This is a genomic window from Pseudomonas sp. R32 (genome assembly GCF_009866705.1).
Taxonomy (GTDB): Bacteria; Pseudomonadota; Gammaproteobacteria; order Pseudomonadales; family Pseudomonadaceae; genus Aquipseudomonas; species Aquipseudomonas donghuensis.
Genome location: NZ_CP019396.1, coordinates 622994 through 635584, shown reverse-complemented (window position 1 = coordinate 635584; position 12591 = coordinate 622994). Strand labels below are relative to the sequence as shown.

Here is a 12591-nt window from a genome sequence, read left to right as displayed (position 1 = left end):
CCCGCCATGCCTTGGCTGCAAGTACGTCTGGCCATCAGCCCGGAACAAGCCGAAACCTATGAAGATGCCCTGCTCGAAGTAGGCGCCGTTTCGGTCACCTTCATGGATGCCGAAGATCAGCCGATCTTCGAACCGGACCTCAACACCACCCCGCTGTGGTCGCACACTCACCTGCTGGCATTGTTCGAAGCCGATACCGACGCCAACGCGGTGTTCGCCCACCTGCAGTTGCTGACCGGCGCCGAACTGCCCGAGCACCAGGCTGAAGTCATCGAAGACCAGGACTGGGAACGCAGCTGGATGGACAACTTCCAGCCGATGCGTTTCGGCCAGCGCCTGTGGATCGTGCCAAGCTGGCATGCGGCGCCCGAGCCCGAGGCGGTCAACCTGCTGCTCGATCCGGGCCTGGCCTTCGGCACCGGCACCCACCCGACCACCGCCCTGTGCCTGGAATGGCTCGACGGCCAGGACCTGAAAGACACCCAGGTGCTCGACTTCGGTTGCGGCTCGGGCATCCTCGCCATCGCCGCGCTGCTGCTCGGCGCCCGCGAAGCGGTCGGTACCGACATCGACGTGCAGGCCCTGGAAGCCTCGCGCGACAACGCCGGGCGCAACGGCATCGCCGACGAGAAATTCGCCCTGTACCTGCCCGAGCACATGCCGGCCATGCAGGCCGACGTGCTGGTCGCCAACATCCTCGCCGGCCCGCTGGTCTCGCTGGCCCCGCAACTGTCGGCGCTGGTGCGTCCGGGCGGCTTGCTGGCGCTGTCGGGGATCCTCGCCGAACAGGGCGATGAAGTCGCCGCGGCCTACGCCAAGGACTTCGACCTCGACCCGATCGCCGTACGCGATGGCTGGGTACGCATCAGTGGTCGCCGCCGCTAAGTGCGCCTAGAATAACCTTCTGCATAACCCGGACCGCCGCATGACCGACAGTTTCGTCACCCAGTGCCCGCATTGCCAGACCAGCTTTCGCGTCAGCCACAATCAGTTGAGCGTGGCCCGCGGTGTGGTGCGTTGCGGCGCCTGCCTGCAAGTGTTCAACGCCGCACGGCAACTGCTGGAGCAAAGCGCGGCGCAGAACCCACCTGCACAACCGGCGCCTGTCGAACCTGTAGTGGAGCCTGCGCAAGCACCCAGCCAGCATGAGTGGAGCGCCGCCGAGCTGGACCTGGACCAGCTCGACCTCGATCAGGAACTGGCGCGCCTGGAACAGCGTGAAATCCAGCCAACGACCGAGTTCAAGGCCGCCGTACCGCGCCAGGACAACCTCAGCGCGCACCGCGACAGCCCCGAGCAGGACGACCAGCATTGGCCCGACAGCCTGTTCAGCAGCCCGGCTTCAGAGCGCGAGCAACTGAGCGCCGAGCTCGACGAGCCGCAGCCGCCACTGATCGAGCAGGAAGCCCTGGACCTCGCCCCGGCACCCGGTGAGCGCACCGAACCATCGTTGTCGCTGGATGTGCTCGACGACGACCTCGATGCGCCGGCTGCGCCCGCGTCTGCGCTGCATGCCGATGATGACGAACTGCCCGGCGAGCGCCTGTCGGCCCGTGAGCCTGACGACGACCTGGACCGCCCCGAGCCCGGACTGGACGAGCGCCGCGAGCCGGGCCTGGGCCCCGCCAGCGGCCGCCCTGCCCGCAAGGAGCCACTGCTCGACCTGGTCGACGACCCGATCCAGCTCGGCTGGCAGAAGCCCAAGGTCAACTGGGGCAAGCGCCTGCTGTGGCTCTTGCTGATCCTGTTGGCCGCCGCGGCGCTGGCTGGCCAGTACATCTGGTACCAGTTCGACGAACTGGCCCGCCAGGACCGCTACCGCCCCTGGTTTCAGACGATCTGCCCGACCGTCGGTTGCCAGGTTCCGTCGCGGGTCGACATCGCCCGGATCAAGAGCAGCAACCTGGTGGTGCGCAGCCACCCGGACTTCCATGGAGCCTTGATCGTCGATGCAATCATCTACAACCGTGCGCCGTTCTCCCAGCCGTTCCCGCTGCTGGAGCTGCGTTTTGCCGACCTGAACGGCCAGTTGATCGCCAGCCGCCGCTTCAAGCCCACCGAGTACCTCAGCGGTGAGCTGGCCGGCAAGGGCGAAATGCCCAGCCAGACACCGATCCACATTGCCCTGGACATCCTCGATCCGGGCCCCAAAGCGGTCAATTACAGCCTGTCATTCCGGTCCCCGGAATAACAGGCGAGCGGCAAGCTGCAAGCTTCAAGCTACAAGAAAAAGCAGCCCCATACGCTGATCCGTTTTTGCTTGCGGCTTGAAGCTTGCAGCTTGAGGCTTAAAGCCAACTGTTCAGATTTTATCCAAATCCATCTTTATCCGGTCACCGAGAGCGGGTATCATGCCAACCCTTTTTCGAACTCTAATGATCCGGCCCCACAACAGGGAACTCCTATGTCGGCGGTACGCATCGGCCCATACACACTGCAGAACGCCCTGATCCTCGCGCCGATGGCCGGGGTCACGGACCAGCCATTTCGTCAGCTGTGCCGACGAATGGGTGCAGGCCTGGTGGTGTCGGAGATGGTCAGCAGTGACATGAGCCTGTGGAACAGCCGCAAGTCGCGTCTGCGCATGATTCACGAAGGTGATCCCGAGCCGCGCTCGGTGCAGATCGCCGGCGGTGACGCGCAGATGCTCGCAGCTGCGGCCCGGGCCAATGTCGAGGCCGGCGCCCAGATCATTGACATCAATATGGGCTGCCCGGCAAAAAAAGTCTGCAACAAGGCCGCAGGCTCTGCTTTATTGAAAGATGAAGCCCTGGTCAGCGAAATCCTCCACGCGGTGGTTGCCGCCGTGGACGTGCCGGTCACGCTGAAGATCCGCACCGGCTGGGACAGGGCCAACAAGAACGGCCTGACTGTGGCGAGGATCGCCGAGCAGGCTGGCATCCAGGCACTGGCGGTACATGGACGCACACGCGCCGACCTCTACACCGGCGAAGCCGAGTACGACACCATCGCGGCAATCAAGCAGGCGGTGTCGATCCCGGTTTTTGCCAATGGCGATATCACTTCGCCAGAAAAGGCCCGAGCGGTGCTGGCTGCCACCGGTGCCGACGGTCTGCTGATTGGCCGGGCTGCCCAGGGGCGGCCATGGATCTTTCGCGAGATCGAGCATTACCTGCGCACCGGCGAAACACTGCCGGCGCCGCAGTTGGACGAAGTGGAACGAATTCTGCTGGAGCACCTGACCGCGTTGCACGCCTTTTACGGCGATGTGATGGGCGTACGTATCGCCCGCAAGCACGTCGGTTGGTACCTGGCAACGCTACCGGGCGCCAGGGAGTTTCGCGCCCAGTTCAACCGTTTGGAAGACACGCAAGCGCAGTGCGCCAACGTTCGCAGCTTCTTCAGCGAACGTGAACAGAGCCTTGAGACAGAGGACGGACAAGGGGTGGCCGCATGACGATGATGACCGAGACTTTAGTGAGTGGAACAACGCCCGTGAGCGACAACGTCAACCTGAAACAGCACCTGAATACACCGAGCGAAGAGGGCCAGACCCTTCGCGGCAGTGTGGAAAAGGCGCTGCACAACTATTTCGCCCATCTTGAGGGCGCGGCCGTCACGGACGTGTACAACCTGGTGCTCTCGGAAGTCGAAGCGCCGTTGCTCGAAAGCGTAATGAACTACGTCAAGGGCAACCAGACCAAGGCCAGCGAGCTGCTCGGGCTCAACCGCGGCACCTTGCGCAAGAAACTCAAGCAGTACGATTTGTTGTAAGCAAGCATCCAAACCAGAAAAGGCGGCTCCCATTCGATGAGGTCGCCTTTTTTGCTGACTCCACCGCGTTATGGAATCTGAAATGACCGACCAGACTACCCGCCTGCCGATCCGCCGCGCCTTGATCAGCGTCTCCGACAAGACCGGGATCCTTGAATTCGCCCGTGAGCTGCAACAGCTCGGCGTCGAGATCCTGTCCACCGGCGGCACCTTCAAGTTGCTCCAGGACAATGGCGTTGCCGCGGTGGAAGTTGCCGATTACACCGGCTTCGCCGAAATGATGGACGGCCGGGTCAAGACCCTGCACCCGAAAATCCACGGCGGCATCCTCGGCCGTCGTGGTACCGACGACGCCATCATGGCCGAACACGGGATCAAGCCGATCGACCTGGTCGCGGTCAACCTCTACCCGTTCGAAGCCACCATCTCCAAACCTGGCTGTGACCTGCCGACTGCCATCGAGAACATCGACATCGGCGGTCCGACCATGGTTCGCTCGGCGGCCAAGAACCACAAAGACGTCGCCATCGTGGTCAACGCCAGCGACTACGGCCAGGTGCTGGAAAGCCTCAAGGCCGGCGGCCTGACCTACGCCCAGCGTTTCGACCTGATGCTCAAGGCATTCGAGCATACCGCCGCCTACGACGGCATGATCGCCAACTACATGGGCACCGTGAACCAGGCCAGTGAAACCCTGAGCACCGAAGGCCGCAGTGAGTTCCCGCGCACCTTCAACAGCCAGTTCATCAAGGCCCAGGAAATGCGCTACGGCGAGAACCCGCACCAGAGCGCGGCGTTCTATGTCGAGGCCAAGCCCGCTGAAGCCGGCATCGCCACCGCCGTACAGCTGCAAGGCAAAGAGCTGTCGTACAACAACGTGGCCGACACCGACGCCGCGCTGGAGTGCGTGAAGAGCTTCGTCAAGCCGGCTTGCGTCATCGTCAAGCACGCCAACCCGTGCGGCGTGGCCGTCAGCCCGGACGCCGAAGGCGGCATCCGCCAGGCCTACGAACTGGCCTACGCTACCGACACCGAGTCGGCGTTCGGCGGCATCATCGCCTTCAACCGCGAGCTGGATGCTGAAACCGCCAAGGCCATCGTCGAGCGTCAGTTCGTCGAAGTGATCATCGCCCCGAGCGTCAGCGACGAAGCCCGCGCCGTGGTGGCTGCCAAGGCCAACGTCCGCCTGCTGTCCTGCGGCGAGTGGTCGGCTGAGCGTGCCGCTGCCTGGGACTTCAAGCGCGTCACCGGCGGCCTGCTGGTGCAGAGCCGCGACATCGGCATGATCACCGAGGGCGACCTGAAAGTGGTCACCAAGCGCGCGCCGACCGAACAAGAGATCCACGACCTGATCTTCGCCTGGAAAGTGGCCAAGTTCGTCAAGTCCAACGCCATCGTCTACGCCAAGAACCGCCAGACCATCGGTGTCGGCGCCGGCCAGATGAGCCGCGTCAACTCCGCCCGTATCGCGGCCATCAAGGCCGAGCACGCGGGCCTGCAGGTGCAGGGCGCGGTCATGGCATCGGATGCGTTCTTCCCGTTCCGCGATGGCATCGACAACGCCGCCAAGGTGGGCATCACTGCGGTGATCCAGCCAGGTGGCTCGATGCGTGATGCCGAAGTCATCGCGGCCGCTGACGAAGCCGGCATCGCCATGGTCTTCACCGGCATGCGTCACTTCCGTCACTGAGTGAAGCAGCGACAAGCTCCAAGCTGCAAGCTGCAAGAAAAAGCGCATCGCGTCGCATCCTCTTGCAGTTGCAGCCCCTTAAATTTCAGAGTTGCAAGCTACGCAAAAGGCAGCACTGGCTGCTTTTTCTTGTAGCTTGCAGCTTGCAGCTTCTCCGAAGGAGCCTTCATGAATATTCTGATTATCGGTAGCGGCGGTCGTGAACACGCCCTGGCCTGGAAAGTCGCTCAGGACCCACGGGTCGAGAAAGTCTTCGTTGCCCCGGGCAACGCCGGCACCGCCACCGAAGCCAAGTGCGAGAACGTCGATATCGACGTCACCGCCCTGGAGCAACTGGCCGATTTCGCCGAAAAGAACGTCGCCCTGACCATCGTCGGCCCTGAAGGCCCGCTGGTCGCCGGTGTCGTCGACCTGTTCCGCAGCCGCGGCCTGGACTGCTTTGGCCCAACCAAGGGCGCAGCCCAGCTGGAAGGTTCCAAGGCTTTCACCAAGGACTTCCTGGCGCGCCACAAGATCCCGACCGCCGACTACCAGAACTTCACCGAGATCGAGCCGGCCCTGGCCTATCTGCGGGAAAAAGGCGCGCCGATCGTGATCAAGGCCGACGGCCTGGCCGCCGGTAAAGGCGTGATCGTCGCCATGACCCTGGCCGAAGCCGAAGACGCCGTGCGCGACATGCTCGCCGGCAATGCCTTTGGTGATGCAGGTTCGCGCGTGGTGATCGAGGAGTTCCTTGACGGCGAGGAAGCCAGCTTCATCGTCATGGTCGATGGCCAGAACGTGCTGCCAATGGCTACCAGCCAGGACCACAAGCGTGTCGGCGACGCCGACACTGGCCCGAACACCGGCGGCATGGGCGCTTACTCGCCAGCACCGGTGGTCACCGCCGACGTGCACCAGCGCGTGATGGACCAGGTGATCTGGCCGACCGTGCGTGGCATGGCCGAGGAAGGCAACGTCTACACCGGTTTCCTCTATGCCGGTCTGATGATCGACAAAGCCGGCAACCCGAAAGTCATCGAGTTCAACTGCCGCTTCGGCGACCCGGAAACCCAGCCAGTCATGCTGCGTCTGGAATCAAGCCTGGTGCTGCTGATCGAAGCCGCCTTCGCCAAGGCCCTGGACAAGGTCGAAGCGCAGTGGGACCCGCGCCCGAGCCTGGGCGTGGTCCTGGCTGCCGGTGGCTACCCGGGTGACTACAGCAAAGGCGCCGCGATCAACGGCCTGGATGCTGCCGCGAAGCTGGAAGGTAAAGTCTTCCACGCCGGTACCGCACTCAAGGACGGCCAGGTGGTTGCCACCGGTGGCCGCGTACTCTGCGCCACTGCCCTGGGCAACAGCGTCGAGTCTGCCCAGCAACAAGCCTACCGCCTGGCTGCCGAGATCAACTGGGACGCCAGCTTCTACCGCAAGGACATCGGCTACCGCGCCATTGCCCGCGAACGCGGTGAACACCAGCAATAAGCAGGTGCCTGGAGGCCGCGACGCCGCAAGCGTCCTGCCTCCGGCTTGTCGACAAGGCCCGCCATGGGCCTTGCCTTCGGCTTGGCGCGCCGCGCATAGTTACCATCCGGCATTCAGCTAAGAAGGGATTTCGTCGTGCGTTGGCTCAGGATTGCCATTGGCCTCACCGTCAGCTTGCTGACCCTGCTCTGCCTGTTCCCGGCTGCGGCCGAACAAGGCAGTGGTTGGGCGGTATTGCTTGACGATCAGGCCAGCCTGCAATTGAGCGATGTACGCTCGGAACGCTACCGCAACCAGTTCAGCCCCCTCGAACTCAACGAACTCAACGCTGCCACGCCCGACCAGGCGTTGTGGCTGCACTACCGGCTGGAGCCCGGGCAGCAGGAAAAACTGCTGCGGGTCTTCGCCCCCGACCTGTCGCGCCTGGACCTGTACGCTCTCGACGGCGATCGGCTGATCAAGCAGATCCACAACGGTCGCCTGAACGACAGCGACGATCCTTACCTGCGCAGCAGCGACCATGTGCTGGCCCTGCCCAACAGTGCGCACGCGCTGGACATCTACCTGCGCCTGGTATCAGAGCACCAGCTGCGCCCGGCCATCAGCCTGGAGCCTGCCGCCCAGGCCGCCGCCGACCAGCGCCAGCCGCTGTTCTTCGGCCTGCTGTTCGGCTGCCTGCTGATGCTGATGCTGCACAACCTGATCCGCTTCGCTTACTCACGCTCAAGTACCAGCCTGGCCCTGGCGGTCTACCACGCGCTGATGCTGCTCAGCGCACTGATTCTGCTCAACCTGAGCGGCCCCTGGTGGAGCCTCTGGCACTCGGCACAAACACCGGCGGCCTACCTTACTGCCCTGCTGGCGTCGCTGGCCGGCCTGACCTTTACCCTGCGCTTCTTCACGCCTTGCGAACAACCGCGCCTGAGCCGCCTGCTGCAGGGCGAGATGTTGCTGATCGCGCTCTGCGGCTTACTGCTGTTGTTCGTCGATACCTTGCCGCTGAACCTGATGACCTACGCGCTGATGGCCGTCGGGACCCTGACCATGCTGCTGGTTGCCAGCTACCACTGGTACAAGGGCTACGCTCCGGCGCGGCTGTTCGCCGTGGCCATGCTGGCGTTCAATATCGGCTGCCTGGTGGTGTTGCCGGCCCTGCTCGGACTGACCCGCACGCCGACTCAATGGCTGCTGTTCATTCTCCTCGGGCTGACCAGCGTCAGCGGCCTGCTGCTCAACCTGGCGGTCAGCGAGCGCTTGCGGCGCATCAGCGAAGAGCGCTTCAGCGCCAGCCGTGAACTGGCCGCCAGCAACGCCGAGATCAACGCCAAGGCCGAATTCCTGGCCAAGATCAGCCACGAGATCCGCACGCCCATGAACGGCGTACTGGGGATGACCGAGCTGCTGCTCGGCACCCCGCTGTCGGTCAAGCAACGCGACTACGTGCAGACCATCCACAGCGCCGGCAACGAGTTGCTGACCCTGATCAACGAGATTCTCGACATTTCCAAGCTCGAGTCCGGGCAGATCGAACTGGATGACGTGCAGTTCGACCTCAATGCGCTGATCGAGGACTGCCTGAGTATCTTCCGGGCCAAGGCCGAGCAGCAGAACATCGAGCTGATCAGCTTCACCCAGCCACAGGTGCCGCGAGTCATCAGTGGCGACCCGACGCGCCTGCGCCAGGCCCTGCTGAGCCTGCTGGAAAACGCCCTGAAAAAAACCGACCAGGGCGAAATCCTGCTGGTGGTCGCCCTCGACCAACGCGGCGACAGCCCGCGCCTGCGCATTGCCGTGCAGGACAGCGGCGAGCCGATCCCGCCAGGCGAACGCGAAGCGCTGCTGCAGGCAGAGCTGCACAGCAAGCATTTCCTTTCCAGCAACAAGCTCGGCGGCCACTTGGGGCTGGTGATCGCCAAGCAACTGATCACCCTGATGCAGGGCGAGTTCGGTATCAAGACCAGCCACACCATGGGCAATACCCTGTGGATGACCCTGCCGCTCGACCCGCACCGTCTCGAACAGCCGCCTGCCGATCTCGACGGCCCGCTGCGCGGTGCCCGGGTGCTGGTGGTGGACGACAACGACACCTGCCGCAAGGTGCTGGTCCAGCAATGCAGCGCCTGGGGCATGAACGTCAGTGCCGTGCCGTCGGGCAAGGAGGCCCTGGCCCTGCTGCGTACCAAGGCGCACCTGCGCGACTACTTCGACGCGGTACTGCTCGACCAGAACATGCCCGGCATGACCGGCATGCAACTGGCGGCGAAAATCAAGGAAGACCCGAGCCTCAACCACGACATCCTGCTGGTGATGCTCACCGGTATCAGCAACGCGCCAAGCAAGGTCATCGCCCGCAATGCCGGGGTCAAACGCATCCTGGCCAAACCGGTGGCCGGCTATACCCTCAAGACCACCCTGGCCGAAGAGCTGTCCCAGCGCAGCAAGGGTCAGCCGAACATCCCGGTGCAGGCCGGGCTGTCGGCGCCACTGAACCTGCCCAGCGATTTCCGCATCCTGGTGGCCGAAGACAACAACATCTCGACCAAGGTGATTCGCGGCATGCTCGGCAAGCTTAGCCTGGAACCGGACACCGCAAGCAATGGCGAAGAAGCCTTGCAGGCGATGAAGGCCAACCACTACGACCTGGTATTGATGGACTGCGAAATGCCGGTGCTTGATGGCTTCTCGGCCACCCAGCAGCTGCGCATCTGGGAAGTCAGCAACCAGCGCCGGCGTACGCCGGTGGTCGCCCTGACCGCGCACATCCTCGCCGAGCACAAGGAGCGTGCGCGCCTGGCCGGCATGGACGGGCACATGTCCAAGCCGGTGGAGCTGTCGCAGTTGCGTGAATTGATCGAACACTGGGTGGCGCGTCGCGAAGCCGAATCAAGCCAGATTCCGACCCCATAATTCGCATACACTTGCTTCACTTCACCCTTGCTGCGAGCCTCGACCATGCTCCATGAGTTGTTCAGCGTCTACCTGAAAATGCTCGTGCTCTACAGCCCGTTCTTCGTGCTCTCGTGCTTCATCAGCCTGACCCGCGGCTACTCCAGCAAGGAGCGCAAGCAACTGGCCTGGCGTGTGGCAATCGCCGTGCTGATCGCCAGCGTGCTGCTGTACCTGTTCGGCCGGGTGATCTTCGGCATATTCGGCATCACGGTGGATGCGTTTCGCATCGGCGCCGGCAGCGTGTTGTTCATTTCGGCGCTGGGCATGGCCCAGGGAAAATCGGCGGTGCAAACCGACAATGTGCAGCAGGACGTGACCATCGTACCGTTGACCATACCGCTAACCGTCGGCCCCGGCACCATCGGTGCGCTGCTGGTGATGGGGGTTGGCCAGCCGCACTGGGATGACAAACTGCTGGCCATCGTCAGTATCGCCCTGGCCAGTTTCACCGTCGGCCTGGTGTTGTACCTGTCGAACCGTATCGAGCGGATTCTCGGCGACCAGGGGTTGCAGATTGTCAGCCGCTTGATGGGTTTGTTTGTCTGCGCCCTGGCGGCGCAGATCATCTTTACCGGGATCAAGGGTTACCTGGTGCCCTAGACCAGAAATGTGCCCAGGTTGCGCATACGACCGGCCTGGCGCATTTTTTCCACCTTGGCGCGCAGCTCCTGATCGAACAGCGCGACGTTGAAGCGCACCAGCTCGGCCTTGACCTGCCGGCTCTGGCGCTCGCGGAACAGAAAGCCGGCACGCGTCTGCGTAAGCGCCATCGATTCGTGATACAGCACCATGTCTACCTGCCCGGCCTTGCCTGGAGCACAGGGTAGCAATTGAAAAACCCCCGTTTTTTGCACCCGCTGCTCAAAATGCGCCAGCGCGTCGCGTGCGCCCCTGAGGGCCTCCAGGGTCCCGCCCATCGATAGTGCCAGTTCACTACCGCCGCTGGCCGCCGCAATGCTGCGCAGAGCCTTGTCGACGATGTTCGGTCGTTCACCGCCGGGCCAGTGCACCTCGCTTGCCTGAAGCGGGTCGTAACCGTAGAACATCAATTGCCGACGGTAATAGTTGAACCAGTCGTCGATCAGTCCCTGCTCGTAGGCATCACGGGTAACCATCTCGGCTGCCGATATGGCCAGTAGCACCGAATCGCGCTGCGCTGCGCTAACCTCGGGATGAAATGACAGGATGCTCGAGTCGGCGACCACGCCCGTTAGCTTACTCATGATTATCACCTTCAGGTTGACTGTCGAGCGCCATCACATAGTTGTGCTCCTGCTGCTTGCGCGCCATCAAACTGCGCAGATCGGCGCGCGAACCCTCGAACATCTTGCCATCCAACACAGCCGCCCCGCCGTTAATCACAACCTCGTTGCATAACACTTCGCCGGCCAACGACTGCTCGATTCCGGCCACTTCAGGCGCCTGTACGAGGGTAATGGAGATACTGCACAGGTCGATTACAGGACCGGGGTGTACCAGCCCGATTTCCATGATCAGAACTGCACCCGTATCGCGTGCCTCGAAAGTAAACCCACCAAAACACTCCAGGCCCTGTGCATCCCGAGTCAACGCCGCAATCCCTTGATCGATGATTGCACTTGCGCCGGTATATCGGGTTTCCAGCCAGAGTTGCAGAGGTTGGATCGCAGAGAGTAGCGAGCAATCAGATGCGGATTTGCTCTCATGATGGAACTTGGTGAAGATCCAGTCGCGTTCAGTCAGGGTGTTGCGATAGCGTTCGTACCACGTCTGGTAATTCAAAAAACGCGAGCCAGCGAACTTGTTCGCCACCAGTTGCGCATACAACACAGAGTCGAGTACCGCCTGGCGTTGATCCGGCAGTACGTCGGGGGCGATAAGCAACAACGAGCCACCATTCACCCATACACAATAGTCTTCCATGATCCCTCCTGGTCCAGTAGAAACTTGAATGTCAGGATGGCTAAAGCCTCCAGCCATCCCGACCGTCCAATCAGATATCGTGGAGGAGGACACGGCTCTGCTTGTGTTGTTTCAGCTTGTCGATAATGGCATCGCGAATGCTGTGATAGAGCTTGCGGTTCAGCATTAACGCTGCCGCTGCCTCGTAGGTATCAGAAGAGCTGCCCGCCCATTCGAACAAGGCCCAATCAGCATCTTTACCCGACTTGCTCGTCTGCACAGCACTTGTCACCAGCACGACGTCGTCGCTTTCGGTCACCAGGCAAGCGGCGAGGCCTACAGAGCCGGTTTTGCTATTGTCGGTCTTACGTTTGATTATTTGCTGAGCCTCTTCACTAAGGCCAAGCTTTTTCAGCGCCCCGTCAGCCAGCTTGCGCAGGGCCGTACCCGCCGGCCCGCCCAGAACAGCGCTGCCAATTCCGCTCACGGCTTTGGAGGCAATGGCGCCGATCTTGAGCGATTGGGATCCCGACTCAGTTTTTTGGTACTTCTGACGGACTACGACCCAGCCACAGTCCTGCATGACGCTGAGAAACTTCTTGAACCACTCTTCACACTGGGTATTAGGGTTGAAGAGTTTCCCGGCAACTTCGGAGGAAAACTGATAGGAGTCAATTACATCTTCACGGGTTGGATCTTTGATCTTGCCGGCAATGGCCAGCAGCGCGCCTGGAATAGCGATAGCCAGATCTTTAGAGGGCTCTTCTTTTTTAGCGACGTCGTTCATCTCGAATAATCCTTTATATGAAGCCCCGCTCGACATCGGCGGGAACTTCACACTATTCGAGACACGACCTTCGGTCAGGGCCGAA

At 62.3% G+C, this 12591-nt stretch carries 11 protein-coding genes; 8 read left to right on the top strand and 3 right to left on the bottom strand.

Translation table 11 applies throughout. From position 1 onward, the window contains the following. Positions 1-6: 6 nt before the first annotated feature. The 8 genes from prmA (at position 7) to PspR32_RS02775 (ending at position 10438) form a co-directional block, all read left to right on the top strand. Entirely contained in the window at positions 7-885 is an 879-nt protein-coding gene (gene prmA / locus PspR32_RS02810; protein ID WP_010221685.1) for a 50S ribosomal protein L11 methyltransferase, read from the top strand. 40 nt (positions 886-925) lie between these two features. Beyond that, positions 926-2191, top strand: coding sequence for a DUF3426 domain-containing protein (locus tag PspR32_RS02805; protein ID WP_036995553.1), 1266 nt, complete (start codon positions 926-928; stop codon positions 2189-2191). A 213-nt stretch (positions 2192-2404) separates the two neighbouring features. Beyond that, positions 2405-3418: a tRNA dihydrouridine synthase DusB gene (dusB, locus tag PspR32_RS02800; protein WP_010221683.1), complete on the top strand. Its 1014-nt coding sequence runs from the start codon at positions 2405-2407 to the stop codon at positions 3416-3418. Beyond that, on the top strand, positions 3415-3735 hold the full coding sequence (gene fis / locus PspR32_RS02795; RefSeq protein ID WP_003186237.1) for a DNA-binding transcriptional regulator Fis: 321 nt from the start codon (positions 3415-3417) through the stop codon (positions 3733-3735). The genes dusB and fis overlap by 4 nt, the downstream gene beginning before the upstream one ends. 82 nt (positions 3736-3817) lie before the next feature. Continuing rightward, positions 3818-5425 (top strand): bifunctional phosphoribosylaminoimidazolecarboxamide formyltransferase/IMP cyclohydrolase, encoded by a 1608-nt coding sequence (gene purH / locus PspR32_RS02790; protein ID WP_010221682.1) that lies wholly within the window; start codon positions 3818-3820, stop codon positions 5423-5425. A 168-nt stretch (positions 5426-5593) separates the two neighbouring features. Then, a complete protein-coding gene (gene purD, locus PspR32_RS02785; protein ID WP_010221681.1) occupies positions 5594-6889 on the top strand; it encodes a phosphoribosylamine--glycine ligase in 1296 nt (431 codons plus the stop codon). A gap of 135 nt (positions 6890-7024) precedes the next feature. Continuing rightward, on the top strand, positions 7025-9796 hold the full coding sequence (locus PspR32_RS02780) for a hybrid sensor histidine kinase/response regulator (RefSeq protein ID WP_159388059.1): 2772 nt from the start codon (positions 7025-7027) through the stop codon (positions 9794-9796). Between the two features lie 45 nt (positions 9797-9841). Then, entirely contained in the window at positions 9842-10438 is a 597-nt protein-coding gene (locus PspR32_RS02775) for a MarC family protein (protein WP_010221679.1), read from the top strand. On the opposite strand, the gene PspR32_RS02770 is transcribed toward PspR32_RS02775, so the two are convergent. The 3 genes from PspR32_RS02770 to PspR32_RS02760 all read right to left on the bottom strand — a co-directional run bounded on the left by PspR32_RS02770 (position 10435) and on the right by PspR32_RS02760 (position 12506). Then, entirely contained in the window at positions 10435-11061 is a 627-nt protein-coding gene (locus PspR32_RS02770) for a hypothetical protein (protein WP_159388058.1), read from the bottom strand. The genes PspR32_RS02775 and PspR32_RS02770 overlap by 4 nt on opposite strands. Beyond that, positions 11054-11740 (bottom strand): hypothetical protein, encoded by a 687-nt coding sequence (locus PspR32_RS02765; RefSeq protein WP_036995547.1) that lies wholly within the window; start codon positions 11738-11740, stop codon positions 11054-11056. Before PspR32_RS02765 ends, PspR32_RS02770 begins: the two co-directional genes overlap by 8 nt. 70 nt (positions 11741-11810) lie before the next feature. Then, positions 11811-12506 (bottom strand): hypothetical protein, encoded by a 696-nt coding sequence (locus tag PspR32_RS02760; RefSeq protein ID WP_010221676.1) that lies wholly within the window; start codon positions 12504-12506, stop codon positions 11811-11813. Positions 12507-12591 lie beyond the last annotated feature (85 nt).